Origin of the sequence: Halorussus vallis (assembly GCF_024138165.1) — an archaeon.
GTDB lineage: Archaea > Halobacteriota > Halobacteria > Halobacteriales > Haladaptataceae > Halorussus > Halorussus vallis.
On record NZ_CP100001.1, the window covers coordinates 508,688 to 534,117 of the forward strand.

Sequence of the window (25,430 nt, forward strand, 5' to 3'; positions counted from 1 at the left end):
TGCCACAAAAGATATAATTGCCGACTGCGCACCTCCGGCCGAGATGAAACGATTCCTGTCAAGGGTCGGCATCGGCGCGGCCGAAGTCGACACAGTCCTCCCCAAGACCACCCTGAAAGCGGGCGAAACCGTCCAGGCCACCGTCGAGGTCCGCGGCGGATCGACCGACCAGGAGGTCGACCAGATATACTTCGCGCTCGAGACGAGCTATCGGACCGACGACGGCCGGAAGACGGCGGTCGTCGACAAGTTCAAACTCGCCGAGTCGTTCACCATCGAACCCGACGAGGAGCGGTCGTTCGACGTCGAAATCGAGATTCCCTTAGAGACGCCGGTGACCGTCGGCCGCACCGACGTCTGGGTCGAAACCGGTCTCGACGTCGACTGGGCGCTCGACCCCGACGACACCGACTACGTCGAGATAGAACCCGAACCCCGGCTTCAGGCGGTGTTCGACGCCGCCGAGTCGCTCGGCCTCTCGCTGCACAGTGCGGAGTGTCAGGCCGACCCCCACGGCACCTTCACCTCCCGGCGGTCGTTCGTCCAGGAGTTCGAGTTCCGCCCGCGGTCGGGGCCGTTCGCCGGTAAACTCGACGAACTCGAACTCGTCGCTCGTCCGACCGAGGACGAACTGACGATCTACGTCGAGATCGACCGCCGCGGCGGCCTGCTCTCGGAGATGACCGACACCGACGAGCGCCGCGCGACCCTGAGCGTGACCGACGCCGACGCCGACCGAATCGCCGAGGACCTCCGGGCGACGGTCGAGCGCCACCTCTGAAACCACGCGACCGTAACCGTCCGTCGCCCTCCCCTCCGCGGCCGCGCTCGCGTCCCGGACGACGGACCGGAACCGACCCCCGCGACCCGCCCCGAATTTAGCCCGTGCCATCCCAGAACTCCGAAGACGTCGACGACCGACTGACCGGACCCGAAGAACTGCTCGCCACCTTCGCCGGCACCCGCGGCGAGGAGTGCACGCTCTACCCCGAGGACGCCGCGGCGTCCCGGCCCCTGACCGAGTGGATAACCGCCGAGTCGGGGTCGTTCGTCACGGTTTCGCAGATGCGGTGAGCGCCGGGCGACCCGCCGCGCTCGCGACGAACGGGAAACTACATAACGGATGGGCGTCTCGGCCCCACCGATGGCCGACGACGATTCGCTCTCCGGACCCCTGGGCTCGCCCGTCTTCCAGGGCGTCTCCGGCTTTTCGCTCATGTTGACCTGCGCGCTCGTCTCCGAACAACTCGTAGTTCCCCGCGAACTCACGCTGGCCGTCCTCGCCGTGGGAGTGGCGCTGTTCGCCAGCGGCGTCTGGCACATGCTCCCCCGCGGCGTCGACGACCCCGTCCTCGACGGCTGACCGCGTTCGTCTCGTTTTCCCCTCGCCGTCGGTTTTCCTTCCGTCCCCGGCCGGTTCATTTATGGCGCGCATCCGTCATACGTTCGGCATGGACAGAGGACTCGCAGTCGTCGACGCCGACGAATCGACGAAAGCGCTCGTCCGCGAGGCGGGGGAACTCGCCGCCGCGGTCGACGCCGAACTCGTACTGTTGCACGTGACGACCGACGAGGAGTACGACAGCAAGCGCAGGGCGATGGAGAAGGTCCCGGCCGTCCAGGCGAACTACTCTAGCGACCGGGCGCTCTCGGGAGCGGAGCAGTTCGCCGCGGACGTCGGGCGGGACGCGCTCGACGGCGTCGACGTGGAGTACGAAGCGGTCGGCGCGCTCGGCGACGAGCAGAGCAAGATACTCCAGGTGGCCGACGAGCGCGAGTGCGACCACCTGTTCATCGCCGGCAAGAAGCGCTCGCCGGCCGGCAAGGCCATCTTCGGCGACCTCACCCAGTCGATCGTCCTCAACTTCGACGGCCCGGTGACGGTCGTCACCGAGTAGTCCTCGGACGCGCGACAGACGCCGCCCGGGCACCTTCGAGCGCGCGGCGGGCGACCGCGTCGCGGTCGTCCGCCGCGCCGTAGCTTTTCCTTCCCCGCGACCGTATCGCCGCCATGGGCCTCTACGAGCAGGTTGCCGACCTTCCGCTGACCGTGGAGTCGGTCGAGTGCGAGCGCCGCGAGCGCGAGACGCCGAAGTTCACCCGCGCGACGACCGTCGTCACGCTGTCCGGCGGGTCGTCGGGCGGCGGGGGAACCGGCGGGAGCGCCGCCGACGCCGACGACGCGGTCGTCGGCGTCGGCGAGGACGTGACCTACGCCGAAGACCGCCACCCCGCGCCCGAGTTCGACCTCGCCGGCGAGTACACGCTCGAGGAGTTCTCGCGGGAACTCGGCGAGTTGGACCTCTTCCCGGACGCCGACCCGGACCACGAAATCGCGCGCAACTACCGCCGGTGGGCGTTCGAGAGCGCCGCGCTCGACCTGGCACTTCGGCGGGCCGACACCCACCTCGGGGCCGCGCTCGACCGGTCGTACGACCCGGTCCGGTTCGTCGTCAGTCCGACGCTGGGCGACCCGCCGAGCGCCGACGTCCTCCGGACGTGGCGCGACCGGAACGCCGACCTGGAGTTCAAACTCGACGCCGGCGGGGGCTGGACGCCCGACCTGGTCGCCGAACTCGCCGACTTCGGCGTCCGCGTGGTCGACTTCAAGGCGCTCTACGACGACCCCGAGGTGGCCGGAAACGCGGGTCCGGACCTCTACGAGCGCGTCGTCGCGGAACTGCCCGACGCCATCCTCGAAGACCCGGCCTGGACCGACGAGACGCGGGCCGCCCTGGCCGACGCCCGCGACCGAATCTCGTGGGACGTCCCGATAACCGGCGTCGAGAGCGTCGACGACCGGCCGTTCGAACCCGACTGGCTCAACGTCAAACCCTCGCGCTTCGGGTCGGTCGAGTCGCTGCTCGACACCGTCGAGCACTGCGAGGAACGGGACATCTCCATGTACGGCGGCGGCCAGTTCGAACTCGGCCCGGGTCGCCGCCAGATCCAGTTGCTCGCCTCGCTGTTCTACCCGGACTCGCCGAACGACGTGGCGCCGACGGGGTACAACGACGCGACGCCCGCCGACGACCTGCCGTCGAGTCCGCTGTCGATGGGCGAGGTGCGCGGTTTCCGGTAGGAACGGCGGACGCGCCGCCGAGACGCGGTGGCGCGGCGACGCGGTGACGTCCGGCCACCCGACCGTCGGTCCGCCCGCTACAGCAACCCCGCCCAGAAGTGGCCGTTCGCCCGGTCGACGGTTCGTCGCACGCTCGCGACGGCGGACAGCCCCGGATACTCGGTTTCGAGGTCGGCGTACACCATCCCGGTGAGGAGGCGCTCGGCGGCGTCCTCGCACCCCGCGAGGTACGCCTGGTGGGTTTCGGCGAGTTCCTCCAGCGTCTCGTAGGCGGTTTCGACCGCCGCTCGGCGGTCCTCGAACGACCCGTCGCCGTCGACGACGAACCGGACGAGTTCGAGTACCTCCCCGAGTTCGGCCGCGAGCGTCCGCAGGTGGGTCGCCTCCTCGGCGACGAAGTCGCGCGACCGGGTCCGGTCGTGCACCGCCTCCTCGACCTCCGCCCGGAGTTTGTTCGCGACGAACGGCGAGAACTCCGTCCCGCGCGGGCGACGGAGCACCTCGGCGAGTTCCGCCGAGAACTCGCTCTCCATCGCCTCGGGCACCGTTCGCTCCGAGTACGCCGACTCCCAGTGGTCGACCGCGAACACCGTCTCCTCGAACGCGTCGCGGACCGCCTCGAAGGGGGCCGGGTCGGCGGAGAACTCCTGGCCGGCGGCCGGCAGCGAAGACGGGCGGGACGTCCCGTCCGCGTCGCCGGCCCGCGTTCGAATCGTCTCCACGCTGTCGAGGAACGCCTCGAACGCCTCGACCTCCTCGTCCAACCACTCCAGTTCGCGCTCGGTCGCTTCGAGCGCCGGTCCGAGCGGCGTCTCGTCGCGAACCGAGTTCGCCGTGTCGTCTCTCATCTGTCGATGGGAAGCGCGGTCACTCTACTCCGAGTCGGTGAATAAACCCCGTAGAGCGTTTCCACCGTTCACTCGACGCGGGCGCGGCCGGGTCCCGGGGTATCGCGGATTTCTGTCGGTGAGACGAACCGCGCGCCGACGCGCGGCGCCGCGTGTCGGCGCGCGCCGGCGTTTCGGGGCGGCGCGCGAGTCGACTACTTCGCGACCGTCGGCGTCGTTTCGTCGGGCGTCGGACGCCGAACGCGGAGTAATCCGGCATACCACGCTCGGCGACCCGGCGGCGCGGCGGAAACTCACCTTTTCGAGAACAAAGTCGGCGGGCGCTCCGGGACTCCGTCGCCCGGTCGACGCGACCGACGCCGGTCCCGTCGGGGTACGGAGTCGCGGACCGCCGAGAACCCACCGCCTACAGCGCCTGTTCTATCTCGGACGACTGGGTGAGGCCGTCGAACTTCGCGAGCACTCGCTCGTCGTCGCCGAGGACTATCGTCGAGGGGACCGACCGAACGCCGTACTTGTTCGCCTCCTCCGGGGAGGTCGTCGCGTCGACCTTCTGGAACTCGACGTCGGTCCGCTCGCTCGCGAACGCCCGGAGAATCTCTTCCTGCTGAGGACACTGTCCGCACGAGGGGGTGGAGAACTGTATCAGTTGAGCCATCGTCTACAGTTCGACCGATTACCACCGCCCCACTTCAACTAGTGGGGTTTCGGCGATTCCCACGACGGGTCATTCGGTCGTGTGGTCGGCGGTTGCTCGGTCGTGCGGTCGACACCGCCGGTCCGTCCGAGGACTTCGCGGTCCCTTTATCCGTCGACTCCCTACCGCCGGGCATGGAACCGGAGGACGACCGACAGTACTCGGCGGACAACCACCGGTACTGGGCCGAGCGCTCCGAGGAGTTCTCGCCCGCGTACTACGCGAACATCGGCGAGAACGAGGTCACCGAGACCCTCGCCGCCGTCTTCGACCACTACGTCGACGACGACGCCGCAATTCTCGAAGTCGGCTGTAGCTCCGGCCGGCACCTCGCCGGCCTGCTGGACGCCGGGTACGAGAACCTCACCGGAATCGACATCAACGACGACTCCTTCGACGTGATGGCCGACCACTACCCCCGACTCGCCGAGACGGGAACCTTCCACGCGGGCGCCATAGAGGACCTCGTCCCGGAGTTCCCCGACGACGCGTTCGACGTCGTCTACTCCGTCGAGACGCTCCAGCACGTCCACCCAGACAACGACTGGGTGTTCGAGGAACTCGCCCGCGTCAGCTCCGACCTGGTGATAACCGCCGAGAATGAAGGCAACAGTCCCGAACGCGGCCGCGAAGGCGCCGAGGTGAGTTGCGTCCGCGACGACTTCCCGCTCTACCACCGCAACTGGATGGCGGTGTTCTCGGACCTGGGACTCGCCCAACTCCTCCGCGAACCGGGCAAGCGCGACACGGTCCGAGTGTTCCGCGTCCTCTGACGCCCCGGTCCGGCCGTGACGACTTCGTCCCCGACGACCGGTGTGACGACAGTGACTTAAATCGAAACGTTCGGAACGGTCAGGCGGCTTCCCGGGATTCAAGTGTAATCCGCCGGATGTAACGAACGGACGGGCGTCCCGTCCGTAATGGTGCGGTAGGTGGGTCAGGACCGGTCGAGTCGGACGGCGCCGACGCAGGTCGCCGGGCTTCACCGCCCGATTTTCGCCTCGCCGGAATCGGCCGCGGTTCGCGAAACGTGGACCGCTCGGTCTGTTGTGCTACGGGGACATCCCCGCTGATTCTCGCTTCGAGAGTTCGGTCCGCGACGTGGGACTTAGAGTCCGGCGTAGGGGCCGCCCTTCGCCTCGGTGAGCCGGTCGACCTGCTCGTCGGTGAGGTCGATTTCGGCGGCCGCGAGGTTCTCTTCGAGTTGGTCGACCGTGCGCGCGCCGACGATGGGCGCGGTGACGCCCTCGCGGTGGGCGACCCACGCGAGCGCGGTCTGGGCGGGCGAGGCGCCGACCTCCTCGGCCACCGCGTCGAGTTCGTCGTGGACGTCGAAGTTCTCCTCGGTCAGGTAGCCCTCCTCGAACCGACTCGACTCGGCGGCCCGCGACTCGCCGGTCAGGCCGTCCTCGCGGGAGTACTTGCCGGTCAGGAAGCCCTGGCCCAGCGGACTCCACGGGCAGACCGCGAGTCCCTCCGAGCGGGCCATCTCCAGGTAGTTGCCCTCTATCTCGCGGTCGACGAGGTTGTAGCGCGGCTGGAGCACGGTGAACGGCTCCCAGCCCTCCGCGCGGGCGATCTCGTTGGCCTTCGCGACCTTCCAGGCGTTGGGTCGCAGGGTCGAGGCGCCGAGGTAGTTGACCTTGCCGTCCTCGACGAGGCCGTTGAGCGTCTTCATCATCTCGCGGGCCGACGTCCGGTCGTCCCAGCGGTGGATGTAGAGCACGTCGACGTAGTCGGTGCCGAGTCGCTCCAGAATCTCGTCGGTGCGATGCCGGAGGTTCTTGCGGTTGGTCCCGCGACTGTTCGGGTCGCCGTCGCGAATCTGCCAGTATATCTTCGAGGCGACGGTGAACCGTTCGCGGTCGCGCTCGGCCAGCCAATCGCCGATCCACTCCTCGCTCTTGCCGCCGCCGTACACGTCGGCAGTGTCGATGTACCGGCCGCCGGCCGCCTCGTAGGCGTCGAGCAGTTTGTGGGCGCGCTCCTCGTCGATTTCGACGTTCCCCTCTTCGGTTTCCTTGCCGAACCGCCAGGTGCCGAACTGGAGTTCGCTGGTCCGGATGCCGGTCGAACCAAACTGGACGAAATCGAGGTCGAGTGCTTCGAGATCGCTCATTGACGGATGGGTGTTCGGAGGTCCCGCTGAAAAGGGTTCAGCAACCGGCAGGCTCGGTGCGGAGGTTCGGGCGACTCCGCGTCGAGCGACGCGGGCCGACCATGGTAGCCCGTGGCTTTAGGCGGCCGTCAGAACATGGTGTGTATGTAATAGCATGCCAGACTCAGAGGCGAGAACGGCCCGAGAAGAGTGGGGCACCCGGTTCGGGTTCCTCATGGCCATGCTCGGTGCGATGGTCGGGGCCGGAAACATTTGGCGACTCCCGTACACCACCGGGCAGAACGGAGGTGGCGTGTTTCTGCTCGCGTACGTGCTCCTCCTGTTCCTGATCGCCATCCCGGGGCTCATGGCCGAGACGATGCTCGGGCGGTACACCCAGAAGGGTGTCGTCGGGTCGTTCAGGGAGATAGTCGGAGACGACCTCTATAGCGGACTCTCGCTCGTCGTCGTTCTGGTCAACGTCGGGGTCATGTCCTACTACGCACCCGTCATCGGCTGGACGATGTACTACGCGGCCAACTCGCTGCTGCTCACGTTCTTCCAGTCCGGGTTCGAGGCGGCGGCGTTCTGGAACTCGTTCACGGGTTCGCCGGTGCTGACGGTCGGGACGCACCCGGTCACGATGGCGGCTATCGCGGTCGTCCTGGCGTTCGGCATCCGCCGGGGGATCGAACGGGTCGTGAAGTACCTGATTCCGTTCCTCATCGTCGCGCTCGTCGCCGTCTCCATCCGCGGACTCACGCTTCCCGGCGGGATGAAGGGACTCGCGTTCGTGTTCACGCCCGACTGGAGTCACCTCCTCCGCGGCGACACGTGGGTCGCGGCCCTCGGACAGGCGCTGTTCTCGACCGGCTTGGGCTGGGGAATCGCGCTGACGTACGGAAGCTACCTCCGCAAGTACGACGACGTTCCGCTCGGCGGCGGCGTGTTCACCGCCGTCGGGAACACGAGCATCGGACTGCTCGCTATCTTCGCGGTGTTCCCGGTCGTGTTCGCGTTCGGACTCGAACCCGCGTCGGGTGCGCAGCTCACGTTCGTCTCGCTGGTGAAGGTGTTCCCGAAGCTCCTGGGCGGACAGGCGTGGGCTATCGTGTTCTTCCTCGGGTTCTTCGCCGCGACGTTCACGTCCGGTATCGCGATCACCGAGGTCGGCGTGACGACGGTCGCCGAGGAGACGCGGCTGAGCCGAACGCAGTCCGTGGCGGCCGTCGTGGCCACCATCTGGCTGATCGGACTCCCGAGCGCGTACTCGTCGGAGTTCCTCGGCGCGATGGACTACGTGTTCGGGAACTTCGGATTCCCGTTCGCGACGCTGACGATCATCCTGCTCGTGGGCTGGAAGTTCGGTCCCGAACGCGCGCGAGTCATCGACGTGAACCGGAGCACCGACCTCTACGTGGGCCGGTGGTGGAACGGCATCGTCAAGTACGTCATCCCGGTCGTGATCGCCTTCATCCTCGGGTACGGCGCGATAAACAGCATCGGAACGGAGAACCAGACGCTCATGATGGGCGGCATCGCCCTGATGGTCGTTCTCTCTCTCGGGAGCGTCCTCGTGATGAAGTTCGTCTCGGAACCGACGCCGACCGAATCGACTTCGTCGACCGTCCAGCGGGGTGACTGACGATGGCGCTCACGACGGCTACCTGGGTCGTGATGCTCGTCGTCGTCACCGTCGTGTGGGGGAGCGCTTCGGTGGCGATTCGGCGCTCGCTCGCCGACGAGGAGCGAAAACTCCGGCTCGTGCAGCGACAGGGTGAAATCGACACCTACTCACCGAAAGCGCTCGCCGACCTCCGAACGTGGGTCGAGGAGCACCCCGCGGACCCGTACGCCGACGAGGCGAAGGAACGTCACGACGAGTGCGTCGAGACGCTCCGCCAACTCGACGAACCGTTCTACGACTGGAGCGACGACGAAATCGAATCCCTCGAAACCTTCAACGAAACATGAACGCCGACGTTCGCATCGAAACGGTCGACACTCACACGCAGGGCGAACCGACACGAATCGTGACCGACGGCCTCGACCGGTCGGCCTTCGCCGGCGGAACCGTCGCCGACCAGCGCGACGCCTTCGCCGACTCGCTCGACTGGGTGCGGGAGTTCCTGATGAAGGAGCCTCGCGGTCACGACGACATGTTCGGCGCGGTCCTCGCCGAACCGCGACACGAGAAGGCCGACGTCGGGGCGTTCTTCATGGACAGCGGCGGCTACCTCGACATGTGCGGACACGGGACCATCGGGCTGGTCACGGCGCTCGTCGAACTCGGGGAGGTCGAACCCCGGTCGCCGATCTACCTCGAGACGCCGGCAGGGCTGGTCGAAACGCACCCCGAAGTCGAAGACGGAATCGTGACGTCGGTCGCGCTACGGAACGTCGAGTCGTTCGTGTACGACCGGACGACGGTCACCGTCGACGGGCCGGCGGGCCCGACGGCGATTCCGGTCGACGTCGTCTACGCGGGGAACTTCTTCGCGCTCGTCGACGGCGACGAACTCGGAATCGCCGTCGACACGGCGAACACCGACCGGTTCGTCGAGTACGGTCTCCGGATTCGAGAGCGGGTCAACGACGAACTCGACGTCGTCGATCCGTTCACCGGTGAGGCCGACTCCGTGTCCATCGCGGAGTTCTACCAGTCCACCGCGGAGGCCGACCGGAACGTCGTCGTCTTCGGCGAAGGGTCGGTCGACCGCTCCCCGTGCGGCACCGGCACCTGCGCGAAGATGACGCTGCTGCACGAGAAGGACCGACTCGACGTCGGCGAACCCTACCTGCACGAGAGCATCATCGGAACGCGATTCGAAGGGCGACTCGTGGACGCTCGGGACCGTCGCGGGACGACGGTCGTGACGCCGGAGGTGTCCGGGTCGGCGAGAATCATCGGGAAGCACACGTTCATCAAACAGCCCCACGATTCCCTCGACGGGTTCAGCGTGTCGGCCGACTGACTTCCGACCGCGCGGAAACCGTGTTCCGGCGCGTCGTCCGGAACCGGTTCCGGCAGGCCGACGGATAGACGAGGGGACCGGTCGACGCCACCTCACAGAGGACCGGCCGTCGCCTCACGATCATCGGAATTCGGACAACTTTCCCGAGAGAACCGAACCGAGATAGGAAGATGTTTATGAATTGTTTGCTAACTTGTGGCAAACGTGGGGTGTTCGTGATACTATGAGTGAACTATCGGCGGAGCCGGGAGTCGGCTCGAAGATCACGCTGAAGGTCTGGCATCCGCACTGCTGGACGCTCAGGGTCACCGAGGAAACCGACGCGGGACTGCTCGCCCACACGGTGTACAACACGACCGGCGACACGGTCAAGGCGAACTTCACGGTGTACGGCGACACGACCGACGACGTAGAGGCGCTGATCGAGGCGGCGCGGGCCTCCGAGCTAACGGACAGCGTGGCGGTGATGGAACGGCGCCACGATTTCCGCCAGAACGTGCCGTCGCTGGGGAACACGACGCGCGAACTGTTCGTCGAGTACGACCTGCAGAACAGCATGAGCGACGCGCTGGTCACGCAGGGGTTCGTCCACTACGCGCCGGTTCGAATCGACGACGGCCGGGAGTACTGGCCCGTGTTCACCGACGAGGGTCGGGACGGGCTACAACCGCGAATCGACGCGCTGCGCGAGGAGAAGGACGCCGACGTCGAAGTGACGAAGATCACGTCGCTCGAAACCGAGGAACGGAACGTCGAATCTCGGCTGTACAAGCTGTCCGACCGGCAACGGGAGGTCTTCGAGTTGGCGTGCGAACTCGACTACTACACGTGGCCCAGGGAGATCTCCACCAGGGAACTCGCCGACGAACTCGACATCTCGAAGACGACGCTCCTTGAACACCTGCGCAAAGCCGAAGCGAAGTTGCTGAACCCCGAGTAGTTCCGCCGGACGACCGAGCGGGGGAAGAAACCGTCAGTCGTCCTGCGTTTTGATATCGGCCGACAGCCCCTGAGCCATCTCGATGTCCCTGGAGTTGTTCAGCGTCCACGCCGTACGCTCGGTGACGGCTTCGATGACCTCGCGCCCGCTCGGATAGCCGTTGCCGGACTTCTTGACCCCGCCGAACGGGAGGTGGACCTCTGCGCCGATGCACGGCAGGTTGGCGTACGCGAGTCCGATTTCGGCGTGGTCGCGGTAGTAGTTGATCTGGCGGTAGTCCTCGCTGACGATCGCGCCGGCGAGTCCGTAGTCGGTGTCGTTCTGGAGGGTGACGGCGTCTTCGATGCTACCGGAGTACTCGATGAGGGCGACGTGCGGGGCGAACACCTCCTCGTGGATGCAGCGGAGGTCCTCGTCGTACTCCGTCTCGTAGACGAACGGACCGACCCAGTGGCCGCCCTCGTGACCCTCGGGAATCTCGTCGTCGTCGAGTTCCTCGCGGTCGACCAGCACGTCGACGCCCTCCTCGCGCGCCAGTTCGTTGTACCGGCGGAACTTCTCTTCGTGCTCGGCTTCGATGAGCGGGCCCATGAACGTCTCCTCGTCGAGCGGGTCGCCGACCGAGACGTTCTCCGCGGTTTCGACGAACCGTCGCTTGAACTCGTCGTAGACGTCCTCGTGGACGATGAGACGCTCGGAGGAGACGCAGCGCTGACCCGTCGTCTTGAACGATGACATGATGGCCGAGTGGACCGCGACGTCGAGGTCGGCCTCCTCGGTGACGACGACGGCGTTCTTGCCGCCCATCTCGCACGCCGCCAGCTTGCCCGGTTGGGCCGCGACCTTCTGGGCGACCTGGTGGCCGACCTCCGCCGACCCCGTGAAGAGGACGGTGTCGACGCGGTCGTCCTCGACGATTGCGTTACCGACGTCGCCGAAGCCCTGGACCATGTTGAACACACCCTCTGGGATGCCGGCGTCGTCGAACATCTCGGCGATAATCTGGCCGCACCAGGGGGTCTGTTCGGCGGGTTTCCAGACGACGGTGTTGCCCTCGACCAGCGCGACGGCCATGTGCCAGAACGGGATGGCGACCGGGAAGTTCCACGGCGTGATACAGCCGATGACGCCCCGGGGTTGCCGGCGCATGTAGGCGTCCTTGCTCCCGATTTCGGAGGGGACGATGTCGCCGTGGGGGTGGCGGGCGTTGCCCGCGGCCCACTCGACCATGTGGGCGGCCTCGACCACGTCGGCCTTCCCTTCCGAGATCTCCTTGCCGCACTCCTTGGTGACGATTTCTCCGAGTTCGTCCGTGCGCTCTTTGAGTTCGTGATAGATGTCCCAGAGGTACTCCGCGCGGTCGATGTACGAGAGTTCACGCCACTCCGCTTGCGCGTCTTCGGCCGCCGACACGGCGCGTGCGACGTCGTCTTCGGTGCTGCGACAGAACGTCTTCAGCGAATCGCCCGTCGCGGGGTTCTCGCTCGTGAACTCGTTCTCGCCGGTTCCTTCGGTCCACTCGCCGTCGATGTAGTGACGACCGAGTCGAGTCCCAGTCTGCTGACTCATGCGTTATCGTCCCGGCGGACCGCGGTAATAGACACTCCCTCATATGGTCGGGGGACGGTGCGACGCGGCGGTCGGAGGCGGTGGTCGGATGCGGCGGGCGGAGGCGGCGGTAAGAATGCGACGGGCGGGACGGGGACCGTCCGTCCCGCCCGTTTGTTTCATAGCTATCTACAGTGATTCGTTTGGTAGGGTGTTGCTATAGGGGGGTACAGTCGAACTGTCGAACGATGATCCCGCCGATCGCGAATCGATTCGTGGCTGGAACGACGATGGCCGGAGCGATCGACCACGTCTCGATGCTCAACGACCGGGGCGTCGGTGGAATTCTGAACCTACTGGGCGAGCACTACCACGACGCCGAATCGGCAGTCGAAGACGCGCGGGTCTATCGGGAGCTGATTCGAGCGGTGGACGACAGCGGCGTCGACGCGAGCATCTCCGTGAAACCGTCTCAGATCGGAATCGACGTCGGGGCGGAGACGTTCAGCCAAAATCTAGCCCGTATCGTCGACGCCGCGGCCGACCGCGACGTCTTCGTCTGGGTCGACATGGAGGACCACACGACGACCGACGCGACCCTCGACGCGTTCGAACGGGCCGCGACCGAGCACCGCGGCGGCGTCGGCCTCGCCATCCAGGCGAACCTCAAGCGGACGCGCGACGACCTCGAACGCCTCGCGGAACTCCCGGGGAGCGTCCGCCTCGTGAAGGGCGCGTACGACGAACCGGAGTCGGTCGCGTACCAGCAGAAGGAACGCGTCGACGAGGCGTACAGGGACCACCTCGAGTTCATGTTCGAGGAGTTCGACGACGGCGTCGCCGTGGGAAGCCACGACCCCGCGATGATCGGCCACGCGAAGCGGCTTCACGACGAGTACGGGACGCCGTTCGAGGTGCAGATGCTGATGGGCGTGCGCGACGACGCTCAGTTCACGCTCGCCGACGAGGGGTGCGAGGTCAACCAGTACGTCCCGTACGGCGACAAGTGGATGCTGTACTTCTACCGTCGAATTCGAGAGCGCAAGGAGAACGCGCTGTTCGCGCTGCGCGCCATCGCGGGCGTCTGAACGAGTCCGCCCTCGGGCGAGCACCGTCGACGCATTAGAACGAAATCAGTCGCCTGAAGCGACGTCGGCGTCGGCATCGGCATCGGCATCGGCGTCGTCGCTCCGGCACCGTCGTAGCCCCCTCGAAGAGAGGCGGTACACGCCGCAACTCGTCGTCGTGAGGTGACCCTCCCGGAACAACCGCGTACAGCACCGCTCCACCTCGAAGGGATGTCCGTCGAGTTCGGCGACGACGTCGTCGATGTGCACCGGACCGCGACGGTACAGCAGTTCGAGCAGGCGTCGTTCCATCGGTTCGATCAGTCGGTCCCCCGCGGGTAGCACCACGCACAGTCGTTACAGCGCTCGACACCGTTCACCCAGCGCGTCTCCGCGTCGCAGCGCGGACACCGTCGGTCTAACTCGAGGTTTCGGTGGAACGACATCGTATCTTCGACCTCGTATCGGACGCCGTAATAACCACTCCCGACCATGACCGGGACGATGTGCGCTCGGCCGGAATCGGACGCTTTCGGCCTCGTGACGGCGTTCAGTCGGAAGTTCGGTGTAAGCAGCGAGGTCGCGTTCGTCGACGGTAACGGAGCGCGGTCGCGTACGAACCGTCAAAGCGCAGGACGCGGCCGCGAAACGGATGGTTTTATCTAGTCGAAGCTGAGAGTATCTTCTGCATGGCAGACCTAATCGTCAAAGCGGCCGTCAAGGACGCACTCGAAGGCAAGAACGTCTCCTCGGACTTCTACGACGCGCTCGACGAGCGCGTCGCGGAACTCCTCGAGGAAGCCGGAACCCGAGCGGGTGCGAACGACCGCAAGACCGTTCAGCCCCGCGACCTCTGAGGTCGGCGCACGAACGAACTTTCTCGTTTATCGGACCGACGCCGTAGTCGCTTCACTGTTCCGACTCGTGAGTCCGCCGACCGACGGGAACGGTCCGCGCCGCGCGGCGCGGACCGTCCCCGCTTTCCGTCGTTCTCTAATCGTCCCTCTATCTCTCGGCGGCCCGGCCGGTCGGGCGACCGGCCGGGCCGCCCGATTCGGCTCAGACGTCGTAATCGGGCCGGACGGGGCCGATGGGTCCCGCGTAGAGGCCGCCGCCGCCGCCGGCGTCGTAGACCCGAATCGCGATGACGTTCTCGCCGCCGTAGTTGACGCTCTCCGAGGGCACCCGGTACTTCCGCTCGACCTGCCACGCGGTGGCGAAGCCGTCGTCGGGGAAGCTTCCGCTCTGGCCGACCGTCTCCCCGTTGAAGAAGGTCCGGTCGACGTCGTCTATCTTCCCCAGCGGGACCAGCAGGTCGGCGTCGTACTGCGCCCAGGACTCGGGGACGGTGATGGTCTTGCGGTACCACCCGAAGACGTTGCTCTCGGTGTACCCCGAGTGGTCCTCCCAGTTGGCGGGCAGTTCGACCCGCTCCCAGCCGCTATCGTCGTAGTTCGGGGCCGCCCGGGCCGGGTCGTCGCCGGGTTCGAACAGCCACGTCGGCGAGAGTTCCATCGCCGGCAGCACCTCGACCGTCTGGGCGGGAAGCGCCTCCGCCGCCGACCGGCCGACCCGTATCTCGTGGTCGCCCGCCGAGAGGTAGGGTAACTCGACCTGCGCGGTGGCCTCGCCCTCGCCGGGGGCCAACCGGACGAACGCGCTGGCCACCTCCTCGCCGTCGACGAACACCCCCAGGCGCTCGCCGCCGACGACCGACCCGGCGTTCCGCCCCGAAATCGTGAGGCGTATCGACCCGCCGGAGACGGCGACGTCGGGCGCCTCGAAGCCGGTGTAGGTCTGGTCCGGCGCCTCGTAGGCGGGGACGTCCCGCCGGTCGCCCCCGTCGGCGGGCCGGAGTCGAATCGCCTGACCGCCGCTGGCGGCCATCGAGGCGACGGCGGTCGTCCCGGGGTCGACCAGCAGTTCGTCGACCCGGACGTCGGTGGGGTTCTCGTCGTAGCGGGTGCCGGCCGCGTCCGAGTAAATCTCCGCGACGTACTTCGGGCCTCGCGGCGCGCCGCGGCCGTCGGCGTTCTCGTCACGGGGGCTGAGGAACGAGAGCGGGACGTCGACGGCGCGGCCCGCCCCGTTCGTCATCGCGCCGACGTACCACTCCTCGCCCTTCCGGCGGGCGGTGACGACGTACTCGCCGATTTCGGCGTCGACGACGGTCGTGTCGTCCCACCCGCCGGCCGGGACCACGGCGAGGAAGTCGAACTCGCGCTCGGTTTCGAAGTTCTCGGCCTCGGGGGCGTAGCCCTCGTACGCCTCGGGAATCGGCGACTCCGCGCCGTGCTCGGTGACCGCGACCGTGTTGAGGTTGAACCCGCCGACGTCGCCGGTGAACATCTCGCCCGAATCGTCGTAGTGGAGTTCGACGGCGACGGTGTTGTCGCCCGCTGTGAGTTCGACCGAGGTCGTGAACACCCGCCAGTCGTCCCAGTACTCGGTGAACGGCGGTTCGAGGGTCCGGTCTCGCCGTTGACCCGGAGCGTGGCCCGCGGCCCGCCGGCGTCGATGACGCGCTGGGAGTTCTCATTGGGCGCGCTGGCGTACCGGAGGTGGAGGTCGTAGGTCCCGTCGGCCGGCACGTCGGTCACCGCCCACGACGCCGACGACCCTGACGGCACCCGGTTGGGGTCGACCGCGACGTAGTTGGTCCCGAAGGCGTTCCGCCAGTTGTCGGCGGTGACGAACGCGCCGAGGTCGCCGCTGGCCGCCTGGAGGAGTTCGCCGACCGAAAGCTCGGGGTTCACGTAGGCCTCGATGCGGTCGGCGGCCATCTGCAATCCGGCGTTGTAGTTGGGGTACATCGCGAGCTGTTTCGCCCGCGTCGTCTGTATCTGCCCGCCGGTGTCGTCGTGGAACGTGATGTCGAAGATGCCGGGCTGATAGCTCGCCGGGCCGGCGAGCATCCGGGTGAACGGCAGCGTGACGTGGTGGTCCGTGCCGACGTCCGACCCGAGCGCGGTGAAGCCGTCGTACTCCTGGGCCTTGACCGTCTCCGTCGACGCGAGGTTGGGGTAGGTGCGGCGCTTGCCGGTGGGCTTGTCGGCCTCGTGGCGTTCGAGCAACTGCCGGTTGCCGGCGGCGCGCCGCGCGACCAGTTCGTGGTGGTTCACCGCGATCTGGCTGTGGTGGTTGGTCGTCGCCGTCCCGCCGTCACCCTCGTGGCCCAGGCCGTTGTCGTTGACGTAGCCGTTCTTGATGCTCCGGATGTGGTTGTCCTCGTAGAACGCGAAGATGTCGTCGTTCAGTATCTGGTCCTCGTAGTTGGGGAGGTTCCCCGCGGTTTCGTTGTGAGCGGTCATCTCGACGCTCGGGTCGAGCGACTGGCCGTAGTCGGTGACCGCTGGCAGGTCGAAGTCGGGATACGACTCGTCGAAGTCCATCGACACTCCGGACCCGGGGTAGCTATCCCATCCCCGATTCCAGCCCTCGACGAGCACGCTCTCGACGCCGTTCTCGCTGGCGAACCGCATGTACCGCTTCATGCGCTCGGTGCGGGCGCCGTGGATGTACGCCGCCGGGTCGCCGCCGTTCGCCTCGATGTCGGCGTCGGACTTGTACTCCCAGTTGGCGTTGCCCGCGATCATCGTCCACCAGATGCCGACGTACGTCCGGGGCGTCATCCAACTCGTGTCGGGTTCGCCGCCGACGGTCGGCAGCACCGACTCGTCGAGGTCGTCGTTGAGTAGCGGAATCAGCGACGACTCCATCAGGTCGCCGGGGTTGCGCCCGAGTTGGACGGTCCGCCAGGGCGTCGCCAGCGGGGGTTCGGCCGACACCTTCGTCCCGTCGGGGAGCGGCGCGAGTTCCGCCGAGAAGTCGGTTCCGCCCTCCGTCGACCGGGGTGCGAGCGACATCGTGGCGTAGTCGGTGAGGTCGGCCTCGTGGACGCTCAGGTACGCGTCCTCGCCGGCCCTGACCGTGAACGGGGTGTGGGCGCCGTTCCGGACGGCGTTCCCGTTCGGGCGGGTCGTCCGGGTGCCCGACTCGACCTCGCTGAGTTTCGTCCGCTGGTACTCCTGTTCGAACCGCGGGTTGACGAACTCGTTCGGAATCCACCAGGCGTCGTAGTCGTCGTCGAACGCGAACCGCGTGTTCTCGGCGGTGACGACGGTCCGTCCGGCGTTGCTCGCGAAGTCCTCGCCGAGGACGAACCGGAAGCCGAGTCCGTCGTCGAACACGCGGAATTCGAGGTTCGCCGACCGGCCCGGGCCGGCCGTCTCGGCCAGTCCGACCCGGAGGTAGCTGTACTCCGCCTCGATGCGGTCGTACTGGTCCCATATCGGCTCCCAGCGCTCGGTTTCGGTGCCGCGCTCGGTGCCGGTTATCGTGACGTCGGCGCCGTCGGCGCCGTCCGACGCCGCGCCGAACGTCGACTGGTTACGGAACTCGAAGCCCAGCGCCGACGGCTCGAGGTACGTCGTCCCGTCGAACGAAACCGCGTACGTCGGCACGCCGTCGGCGGCGTCGACGGTCACCTCGACGGCGCCGTCGGGCGACGTGACGCGCTGAGTGTCGCCGTCGCGCTCGTTCGCGATTCGCCCCGAAACCGTCTCGGGCACCGACGCGGAGTAGGCCGCGGCGGCAAGCAGTCCGGCCGCGCCGCCGAGGAATCCCCGCCGACCGAGCGTCTCGGCCGGCCGCGACTCGTCGTCGTTCGATTCCGCGCCGCCCGATTCGCCTCGCCCGGTTCGCCCGTTTTCGTCTGGGTCGCTCGCCATTCCACGAACCGGTTGACAGCTACGGAATATAAAATTTATTGCCGAACGAAGTAATTACTCTTCGTATGCGTCCGGAGTCGAACGTCGCCCGGCGCGACCCGCCGCAGGCGTCGAAACCTCCGCACGAAGGACGGTGACGTTATAAAGCAACCCCGGTGGCGGGGCAGCGAACTCATTCGATTCGGAGGAGACGTTCGACGCATGGACGACCGGACGACGTGGAACCACGACACCGTCGCGGCCAACGGACTCTCGTTCCACTACGTCGAAGCGGGTCGCGGCCCGCTCGTGCTGTTACTCCACGGTTTCCCGGAGTTCTGGTATTCGTGGCGCGAACAACTCACTCCGCTCGCCGACGCCGGCTATCGGGCCGTCGCGCCGGACCTTCGGGGCTACAACGGGACCGAGAAGCCGACCGGCGTCGAACGGTACGCCGTCGACGAACTCGTCGCCGACGTGGCGGAACTCGTCGAGGCGCTCGACCACGAGACGGCCCACCTCGTCGGACACGACTGGGGCGGTTTCCTCGCCTGGGAGACGGCGAGTCGGCGGCCCGAAGTGGTGGACCGACTCGTCTCCGTCGGCGTCACCCATCCCGTCGCGTTCGACCGCGGACTCGACCGATTCGACCAGTTCCGGCGGGCGTGGTACACGTACTTCTTCCGACTCCCGGGGCTTCCCGAGCGGGCGCTTCGCGCGAACGACTACGCGGCCCACGAGCGGATGGTTTCGGACGGAGTCGGACGCGACGACGCCTTCGACGCCGCCGACTTCGAGCGCTATCGAGACGCGCTCGCCGAACCCGGGGCGCTCACCGCGATGGTGAACTACTACCGCGCGAACCTCGGCAAGCGCTTCCTCCGCAAACTCGTGTTGCCCCGGTTCGGGCGACGCGTCTCGTCGACGGGGTTCGAGGCCGGCCGGATTACGGCTCCCACGATGATACTCTACGGCGAACGGGACCACTTCGACGCGGCGGCGATGTTCGACGGCGTCGACCGGTGGGTCGAGGACCTGCGACTCGAACGCTTCCCCGACGCCGGCCACTGGGTCCAACTGGAGCGTCCGTCCCGGACGAACGAACTGCTCCGCGAGTTCCTCGGCGACGCCGGCGACGGGTAGGGCGTCCCGCGCTGGGGTTCGTCAGTCGTCGGCCGCCCCGACCTCGACCAGCGCGTCGGGGGCGACCGACGCGTACCGAGAGACAGACGCGAAGACGTCGTCGTCCGCCGCGAAGCGGTCGCCCGACGCGACGCCGTAGGCCTCCGCGTCGCCGAACCGCGTCTCGACGAACCGTCGGGCGACGAGCGCCTTCCGGGCGTCCTCTCGCTCGTCCAGTTGCCGTTGCGCTTCCTCGAGCAACAGCGCGGCCGAGACGACGTCGAATATCAGGTCGGCGAGTCGTTTCGCGTGGTACTGGGCGTAGTCGGCGTCCTCGGTCGCCAGCGTCCCCAGGCCGGCCTGGAGTTCGCGGAACTTCTCGTCGGCGTCGGCGGCGAGGTCCTCGAGAAGCGAGTGGTCGAGGTCGACGGCGTCGAGTTTCTCCCGGACGTACGGAATCAGCGCCTCGTAGGCGTCCTCGCGGTTCAACGCGCGGAGCACGTCGAGCGCGAGGACGTTCGACGGCCCCTCCCAGATGGGCAGCACCTGGGCGTCGCGGTGCAGGCGCTCGACGGTGTGTTCCCGGACGTAGCCGTTGCCGCCCAGCACCTCCATCGCGTAGGAGGTCGCGTCGACGGCCGTCCGCGCGGTCCTGTACTTCGCGACGGGGACGAACAGTCGCATCAGCCGATAGGCGTCGGAGTCGTCGCCGACCCGCTCGCGCACGTCGAGCAGTCGCGCCGCTTCGAACGTGAAGGCGGCCGCGGCCTCGTAGTCGACGGTCATGTCCACGAGGTCCCGGCGCATCAGCGGGTGTTCGTCGAGGGGCTTGCCGAACGCCTCCCGCCGGGCGGCCCGCACCTTCGCCTCCAGGAGCGCCCGGCCCATCACGCCCACCGCGCCCGCCGCGTTCGTCAACCGCTCGAAGTTCATCATCTCGGCCATGTACCGGAACCCCGACTCCGGCTCGCCGACGAGGTACGCCTCGGCGCCCTCGAACTCGATTTCGCCCGTCGGAACCGAGACGGTCCCGAGTTTGTCCTTCAGTCGCCGGAAGTGGGCCTCGTTGACCTCGCCGTCGGGTCCGGTGCGCGGCACGAGGAACAGCGACAGGCCGGCGACGCCGTCGGGAGCGTCCGGCGTGCGCGCCAGCGCCAGCGCGCCCTCGGCGTCGATATTCGAGCAGAACCACTTCTCGCCGTACAGTCGGTAGACGCCCGCCTCGTCGGTGGGTTCGGCGCGCACCTCGTTGGTCCCCACGTCGGACCCGCCCTGCTCCTCGGTGAGGAACATCGCCCCTTCGATGTGGTCGTCGAGACTGCGGGACGTCAGGCGCTCGAAGTACTCCGCGAGCGCGCCGTCGTCGAACTTCTCCAGGATGATGGCGACGCCGGTCGTCATCGAAACCGGACAGCAGAACCCGATGTCGACGTAGCACAGCAGCGCCTGCATCGTCAGCGCGTGGGTCAGGCCGACGGGTTCGTCCCGACCCGGCGGCGCGTGGAAGGGGTCGTGGGTCAGCCCGAACTCCTCGTAGGCTATCTCCTCCTGCTCGCGCAGGAGCGGGTGGTACTCGACCTCGTTCAGTCGCTCGCCGTACTTGTCGAACGACCGGAGTTCGTGGCCCGCCTCGTCGATGCGGTCGGCGGCGTCGGCCATCCGGTGGCCCAGCGCCTCGCCGAACGCCGAGAGGACCGGTTCGGCCCACTCGAACTCGTCGTCGGGGTAGACGCGCCGCGCTTCGAACCGGAGCGTCGGGTCCATCTCCCAGTAGTTGCAGTCGCGGCCCTCCTCGAGTCGGGCGTAGTCTATCGGTTCCGAGGGCATGTTACCGAACGGTCGCGGCGAGTTGTCATAAATCCAACCCGGCGAAGCGCGCGTCGGCGCGCACCGTTTGGGTGACCATCCCACACCTCCGGGAGTCTTTTTTGAGCACCCCGCGTTCCGTCGGACTATGACCGCGACCGGGACGGACGTGGACGCCGCCGCGCTCGAATCGTACCTCTCCGCGGAACTGGGCGCGGCCGTGAACGGAACCGAGGTGCTCCACGACGGACTCAACCTCGTCGTCGCCGTCTCGACCGTCGCGGACGGCGACGCGTACGTCCTTCGACGGCCGAAGAAGCTGCGAGACGCCAGTTACATGAACGGAATAGAGCGGGAGTACCGAGTGCTGGAACGACTCGCCGAAACCGAGGTTCCAACCCCGGAGCCGGTGGCGTTCTGCACCGACGAGTCGGTTCTCGGCGGCCCCTTCTTCGTCATCACCCGCCTCGACGGCGCGGCGGTTCCGCTCGGCTCGGACCTGCCCGAGCGATTTCAGAACCCCGAAGCGCGCGGTCGCGTGGCCGATCTGCTGGTCGATACGCTGGCCGAGATTCACTCCGTGGACGTCGACCCGTTCGAGGGCGTCTGCGACCGCGTCACCCCGCGCGAACAGGTCGTTCGCGCGACGGAGCGACTCGACGAGACGACGGGCGTGACGGGCCGGGAACTCCCGACGCTCCGCTCGGTGGGGGACTGGCTCCTAGAAAACGCCCCGTCCGACCCGGAAATCACCCTGGTTCACGGGGACTTCCGGCCGGGCAACGTGCTGTTCGCAGGGGCCGACCGCCCCGAGATAACCGGCGTACTCGACTGGGAGACGGCGATGCTCGGAGACCCGCTGACCGAACTCGGCTACCTCCTGCTCCGGTGGCGCGACGACGGCGACCTGACGCCGTCGCTGGCCGAACTCCGGGCGCGGTACGATAACGAGGACGCGATACGGGACCTGGAGGAGAGGAACGAAGAGGGACTCGCCCCGTTCACGGCGAGAGCCGGTAGCCCCAGAAGACGCGAACTGGTCGCTCGGTACGAGCGGCGAACTGGTCGCTCGTTCTCGAACGAGCGGTTCTACCGGGCGCAAGCGGCGTTCCTCCTCGCGACGGTCTGGGAGGACCTCCACCGCCACCGACTGGAAGCGGGCGCGGCGTCCGACTGGGAGCCGTACGTCGACTACGCGTCGATGCTCGCCCACAGCATCGTAAAGGGGGACCTCCGACTGTAGCGGGAGCGCCGACCCCGGTCACTCCGCGAACGCCAGGTCGACCGCCTCCGCTTCGAAGTCCTCGACGAACGCGCCCTCGCCGCCGACGAGGTACCGGCCGGCGCCCGTCTCGACGACGAGCGCCGCTTCGACCGGAAACGAGTTGTTCGCGGGTTCGACCAGTCCCTGCCGGACTGCCACGACCCGACCCTCGATTTCGTCGGGGCCGTCGTCGTCCTCGTCGACCGGACGCCCCCGGACGGTAGCGACGACGTCGGCGCCCGCCCGGAGGTGGAGGGTCGCCTGCAGGACCGCCTGCCGGAAGTCGTCGTACGTCTCGGGCAGGTCGTGGGGGTCGGCGACGTACACTTCCTGGGCCATCGGCCAGTAGTTACCGAAAAAGGAGCCGATCATGACCGGGGCGAGCTGGCGCTGGGTGAACGCGATGGCGCGCTCGCCGCTGTTCGACCGTGCGATCATCGCGGGCGGGGCGACGATGCTCCGGGTCCGGTCGGCGGTTATCATCGTCGGCATCGACTCCCGCCAGGCGCGGGCGACGGTGGCGACCCCGTCGAGACCGAGGTCGGCGGCGGGGTCGGCGCCGGTGACGACCAGCAGAACGAGGACGCCGCGGTCGACCGCGTCGCGCAGTTCGTCGGCCACCTCCGAGAGGCGGTCGTACGGCAGCGACAGCGCCACCTCCTGTTCGGCCTCGCGGATGAGCGCGGTCACGCGCTTGAGCACCGTCACGCGGGCTTTGATGACCTCGAACTCGTCGGACTGGGGCGCGACCCGGGAGTAGCGGGCTTCGAGCGCGGGCCGCATCTGCTCGGCGTGGTCGGTGAGCGAAGCGACGACCTGCTCGGGCGGGACGGCCCTGATGGTCGCGGGCACCGCGTGGTCGTTGACCGAGACGAACCCCCGTTCCTCCAGTTCCTCGCTGACGCTGTAGACGTACCGCTTGGAGACGCCGGCGTCGTCGGCGACGACGCTTGCCTTCGCTTCGCCGTGGTCGAGTACCGTCAGATAGATGTCTATCTCCTTGTCCGAGAAGCCGAACTCCCGCAGCAGTCGAGAGAGCATCGGGTCGTCCATCGTTCACAGATGGCCCGGGACGGCACTTAAGGACCGTGTATCGCGCAACTCGCGAGTCCGATAGGATTCGCGCGGCGGGGTCGACCGGTCGCGCATCGCGCTCACACCTCGCCTTCGAGGACGACCGCGTCGGCGACCTCGACGACGGTTTCGTCGGACCCGCCCGCGCCCGCCCCGGCGGCGACCGACTCGCCGGTCAGCAGGTCGGTCGTCCCGACGGGTTCGCCGACCGCCACGTCTCGGGGTTCCGCGCCGAAGTTGAGGACGACCACGAGTCGGGAGTCGCCGTCGTCGCGGGCGTAGGCGACCGTTCGGTCGTCGCCAGAGCTATCCGGACACGCCCACTCGACGCGCTCGACGTCGCCCGTCCGCAGGACCGACCGGCGACGCCGCAGGCGCGAGAGCCGCCGGTGAAACGCGGTGAGCGCGTCGTCGCCGTCGTGCCACTTCATCTCGCCGCGCTGTTCGGAGACGCCCCGCTCCTGGCCGTAGTAGATCATCGGCGCGCCCGGCAGGGTGAACGTCGCGGCGGCGGCCGCCGGGAGCGCAGCCCGGCCGCACTCTTCGAGGTAGCGCGTCTCGTCGTGGTTCTCGACGTACCGGAGCAGCAGCGACGACTCGGGGAAGCCCTCTCGGTGGTTGGCGTCCAGCGCGTCGAACAGCGCGGCGGCGGGGGCCTCACCGTTGCCGATATCGCGGAGCGCACCGTAGAGCGCGGTGTCGTAGTGGGCGTCGAACTCGTTCTCGTGGAACTGGGGGTCCCGCGGGATGGTCTCGTCGAGCAGGAAGAACTCCGAATCCTCGGCCTTCACTCGCTCGCGGACCTCCTTCCAGAAGCCGTGGGGGACGCCCCACGCCACGTCGGCCCGGAACCCGTCGACGAGCGGCGCCCACTCGTCGACCACGTCGAGCATCCACGACCGCACCGCTAGCGAGTCGTAGTTTAGGTTGGGGATGCGGGTCCAGTTGAAGTAGTAGCCCGGCGCGCCCGTGCCCGCCCAGTCGACGTCGTCGGTGTCGACGAAGTCGCGGTCGGCTTCCGCGGGGTCGGCAGGCACCCGCTCGTAGTGGTCGGCGTACTCGGGGACGCCCGCCGAGTGCATCTGGAACGCGGGGTGGTCCCGGGAGGTGTGGTTGACGACGAGGTCGAAGACGACCCGGATACCGGCCTCGCGGAGTCGCCCGACCAGCGATTCGAATTTCTCGCGGGTACCGAGGTCGCTCGCGGTGTCGAAGTAGTCGGTGACGTGGTAGCCGTGGTCGGTGGGGCTCTCGACGACCGGCGTGAGCCACAGGCAGTCGACGCCGAGCGATTCGAGGTACGGCACTCGACGCTCTATCTCCTCGAAGGTCGTCTCGACGGTCTCGCCCGCGAACCGCCGGACGAATATCTGGTAGACGGTGGCGTGGCGCGCCCACTCGGGCGGGTCGTTGGGCCGGGAGACGGCCACGTCGCCGTCGGCGGAGACGACCAGGGTGTCGGCGACGCCGTGGCGCTCGGCGACCGGGACGGCGTGGACGCGCGCCAGTTCGGGGAGGTCGGCGACCGGGACGCGGAGTTCGTCGCCGTCCTCGGTGACGGCCGACTCCGCGAGGTCGTCGCGGTCGTCCAGCCAGAACTCCACGTCCGGGTCGCTCCCGTCGGGCGCGGCCTCGGCCTGTGCGGTCACGACCAGCGTCTCGCCTTCGACGTGACCCTCCAGGTGGACGCGGGGCCGCCCCGTCCCGGGAACCGAGACCTCGACCGTCCGGGTGTGCTCGAAGTCGTCGTCGAAGACGCAGATGCCCTCGTGGTCGCCCGGCGGCAGGTCGAGGTCGGCGACGTACGCGTCGCCCTCACGGACCATCGCGTCGCGGCCGAGCGTGTACTCGTTGAACGGACCGATAAGAGAGACGTCGCCGACCTCGTCCTCCGGCAGGGGCAGGTCCGAGACGGGGAGACTGAACTGAGTCTCCCGGCGAGGGTCGGGGAACGCCCGGACGGTCTGGCGGTGGGTCCCGTCGGGAGCGTCGAGTTCGAGCGCGTACGCGCCGGGCGCGTCGGGTTCGAGGTGGACGACCGCGCCGTCGCTGACTGCGCGGTCGTCCAGCGCGCTGTCCTCCGGGCTATCGACGAGCGTCCAGGCGAACGTCGCGTCGGGATTCGGACGTCGGGGCGCGAGTTCGACCGATTCGCCGACGGCGACGAATCTGGGCGGACCGGGTTCGTGCATACTCCCAC

The 25,430-nt window shown here is 67.8% G+C and carries 22 protein-coding genes and 1 pseudogene; 14 read left to right on the plus strand and 9 right to left on the minus strand.

Features of this window, described 5'->3' with window-relative positions; genetic code table 11:
• The first annotated feature begins 43 nt into the window (after nucleotides 1–43).
• The 5 genes from NGM07_RS22455 (at nucleotide 44) to NGM07_RS22475 (ending at nucleotide 3,082) form a co-directional block, all read left to right on the plus strand.
• On the plus strand, nucleotides 44–781 hold the full coding sequence (locus NGM07_RS22455; RefSeq protein ID WP_253520643.1) for a sporulation protein: 738 nt from the start codon (nucleotides 44–46) through the stop codon (nucleotides 779–781).
• A 104-nt stretch (nucleotides 782–885) separates the two neighbouring features.
• On the plus strand, nucleotides 886–1,074 hold the full coding sequence (locus NGM07_RS22460; protein WP_253520645.1) for a DUF7511 domain-containing protein: 189 nt from the start codon (nucleotides 886–888) through the stop codon (nucleotides 1,072–1,074).
• A 70-nt stretch (nucleotides 1,075–1,144) separates the two neighbouring features.
• Entirely contained in the window at nucleotides 1,145–1,363 is a 219-nt protein-coding gene (locus NGM07_RS22465) for a hypothetical protein (RefSeq protein ID WP_253520646.1), read from the plus strand.
• Nucleotides 1,364–1,451: 88 nt separating this feature from the next.
• Complete coding sequence (locus NGM07_RS22470; protein WP_253520648.1) at nucleotides 1,452–1,898, plus strand: universal stress protein; 447 nt, start codon at nucleotides 1,452–1,454, stop codon at nucleotides 1,896–1,898.
• Nucleotides 1,899–2,011: 113 nt separating this feature from the next.
• Nucleotides 2,012–3,082, plus strand: a complete 1,071-nt coding sequence (locus NGM07_RS22475; RefSeq protein WP_253520650.1) for an enolase-like domain-containing protein — start codon at nucleotides 2,012–2,014, stop codon at nucleotides 3,080–3,082.
• A gap of 77 nt (nucleotides 3,083–3,159) precedes the next feature.
• Here the strand turns inward: NGM07_RS22475 and NGM07_RS22480 are convergent, their stop codons facing one another.
• Nucleotides 3,160–3,930, minus strand: coding sequence for a DUF7260 family protein (locus NGM07_RS22480; protein ID WP_253520652.1), 771 nt, complete (start codon nucleotides 3,928–3,930; stop codon nucleotides 3,160–3,162).
• 406 nt (nucleotides 3,931–4,336) lie between these two features.
• Nucleotides 4,337–4,588, minus strand: coding sequence for a thioredoxin family protein (locus NGM07_RS22485; RefSeq protein ID WP_253520653.1), 252 nt, complete (start codon nucleotides 4,586–4,588; stop codon nucleotides 4,337–4,339).
• Nucleotides 4,589–4,761: 173 nt separating this feature from the next.
• On the opposite strand from NGM07_RS22485, the gene NGM07_RS22490 reads away from it, so the two are divergent.
• Complete coding sequence (locus NGM07_RS22490; RefSeq protein ID WP_253520655.1) at nucleotides 4,762–5,400, plus strand: class I SAM-dependent methyltransferase; 639 nt, start codon at nucleotides 4,762–4,764, stop codon at nucleotides 5,398–5,400.
• 335 nt (nucleotides 5,401–5,735) lie between these two features.
• Here the strand turns inward: NGM07_RS22490 and NGM07_RS22495 are convergent, their stop codons facing one another.
• Nucleotides 5,736–6,746 carry an aldo/keto reductase gene (locus NGM07_RS22495; protein ID WP_253520656.1) on the minus strand — a complete coding sequence of 337 codons (1,011 nt, stop codon included), beginning with the start codon at nucleotides 6,744–6,746 and terminating at the stop codon, nucleotides 5,736–5,738.
• 154 nt (nucleotides 6,747–6,900) lie between these two features.
• Here NGM07_RS22495 and NGM07_RS22500 point away from each other — a divergent pair, with 154 nt between their 5' ends.
• The 4 genes from NGM07_RS22500 (at nucleotide 6,901) to NGM07_RS22515 (ending at nucleotide 10,640) form a co-directional block, all read left to right on the plus strand.
• Nucleotides 6,901–8,370 carry a sodium-dependent transporter gene (locus NGM07_RS22500; protein WP_382194627.1) on the plus strand — a complete coding sequence of 490 codons (1,470 nt, stop codon included), beginning with the start codon at nucleotides 6,901–6,903 and terminating at the stop codon, nucleotides 8,368–8,370.
• Between the two features lie 2 nt (nucleotides 8,371–8,372).
• Nucleotides 8,373–8,699 (plus strand): DUF8026 family protein, encoded by a 327-nt coding sequence (locus tag NGM07_RS22505; protein ID WP_253520658.1) that lies wholly within the window; start codon nucleotides 8,373–8,375, stop codon nucleotides 8,697–8,699.
• Nucleotides 8,696–9,700, plus strand: coding sequence for a proline racemase family protein (locus tag NGM07_RS22510; protein ID WP_253520660.1), 1,005 nt, complete (start codon nucleotides 8,696–8,698; stop codon nucleotides 9,698–9,700). Before NGM07_RS22505 ends, NGM07_RS22510 begins: the two co-directional genes overlap by 4 nt.
• 223 nt (nucleotides 9,701–9,923) lie before the next feature.
• The gene (locus NGM07_RS22515; protein WP_253520662.1) at nucleotides 9,924–10,640 is read left to right on the plus strand and encodes a helix-turn-helix domain-containing protein; all 717 of its coding nucleotides are present in this window, start codon (nucleotides 9,924–9,926) and stop codon (nucleotides 10,638–10,640) included.
• 33 nt (nucleotides 10,641–10,673) lie between these two features.
• Here NGM07_RS22515 and NGM07_RS22520 read toward each other — a convergent pair whose 3' ends face one another.
• The gene (locus NGM07_RS22520) at nucleotides 10,674–12,209 is read right to left on the minus strand and encodes an aldehyde dehydrogenase family protein (protein WP_253520663.1); all 1,536 of its coding nucleotides are present in this window, start codon (nucleotides 12,207–12,209) and stop codon (nucleotides 10,674–10,676) included.
• A gap of 227 nt (nucleotides 12,210–12,436) precedes the next feature.
• Between NGM07_RS22520 and NGM07_RS22525 the strand changes: the two genes are divergently transcribed.
• On the plus strand, nucleotides 12,437–13,276 hold the full coding sequence (locus tag NGM07_RS22525) for a proline dehydrogenase family protein (protein ID WP_253520665.1): 840 nt from the start codon (nucleotides 12,437–12,439) through the stop codon (nucleotides 13,274–13,276).
• A gap of 45 nt (nucleotides 13,277–13,321) precedes the next feature.
• Here the strand turns inward: NGM07_RS22525 and NGM07_RS22530 are convergent, their stop codons facing one another.
• A complete protein-coding gene (locus NGM07_RS22530; RefSeq protein WP_253520666.1) occupies nucleotides 13,322–13,567 on the minus strand; it encodes a hypothetical protein in 246 nt (81 codons plus the stop codon).
• A 377-nt stretch (nucleotides 13,568–13,944) separates the two neighbouring features.
• On the opposite strand from NGM07_RS22530, the gene NGM07_RS22535 reads away from it, so the two are divergent.
• Nucleotides 13,945–14,112, plus strand: coding sequence for a DUF1931 domain-containing protein (locus NGM07_RS22535; RefSeq protein WP_253520668.1), 168 nt, complete (start codon nucleotides 13,945–13,947; stop codon nucleotides 14,110–14,112).
• 933 nt (nucleotides 14,113–15,045) lie between these two features.
• Here the strand turns inward: NGM07_RS22535 and NGM07_RS22540 are convergent.
• Nucleotides 15,046–17,985: pseudogene (locus NGM07_RS22540) on the minus strand (glycoside hydrolase family 97 N-terminal domain-containing protein); the annotation flags it as partial.
• A 201-nt stretch (nucleotides 17,986–18,186) separates the two neighbouring features.
• On the opposite strand from NGM07_RS22540, the gene NGM07_RS22545 reads away from it, so the two are divergent.
• Entirely contained in the window at nucleotides 18,187–19,107 is a 921-nt protein-coding gene (locus NGM07_RS22545; RefSeq protein ID WP_253520670.1) for an alpha/beta fold hydrolase, read from the plus strand.
• Between the two features lie 21 nt (nucleotides 19,108–19,128).
• Here NGM07_RS22545 and NGM07_RS22550 read toward each other — a convergent pair whose 3' ends face one another.
• Nucleotides 19,129–20,913: an acyl-CoA dehydrogenase family protein gene (locus NGM07_RS22550; RefSeq protein WP_253520671.1), complete on the minus strand. Its 1,785-nt coding sequence runs from the start codon at nucleotides 20,911–20,913 to the stop codon at nucleotides 19,129–19,131.
• A gap of 127 nt (nucleotides 20,914–21,040) precedes the next feature.
• Between NGM07_RS22550 and NGM07_RS22555 the strand changes: the two genes are divergently transcribed.
• Nucleotides 21,041–22,135, plus strand: a complete 1,095-nt coding sequence (locus tag NGM07_RS22555) for a phosphotransferase family protein (RefSeq protein WP_253520673.1) — start codon at nucleotides 21,041–21,043, stop codon at nucleotides 22,133–22,135.
• Nucleotides 22,136–22,153: 18 nt separating this feature from the next.
• Here NGM07_RS22555 and NGM07_RS22560 read toward each other — a convergent pair whose 3' ends face one another.
• Both NGM07_RS22560 and NGM07_RS22565 read right to left on the minus strand, forming a co-directional pair.
• Nucleotides 22,154–23,209: a TrmB family transcriptional regulator gene (locus NGM07_RS22560; protein WP_253520675.1), complete on the minus strand. Its 1,056-nt coding sequence runs from the start codon at nucleotides 23,207–23,209 to the stop codon at nucleotides 22,154–22,156.
• 101 nt (nucleotides 23,210–23,310) lie between these two features.
• Complete coding sequence (locus NGM07_RS22565; protein ID WP_253520677.1) at nucleotides 23,311–25,422, minus strand: alpha-amylase family glycosyl hydrolase; 2,112 nt, start codon at nucleotides 25,420–25,422, stop codon at nucleotides 23,311–23,313.
• Nucleotides 25,423–25,430 lie beyond the last annotated feature (8 nt).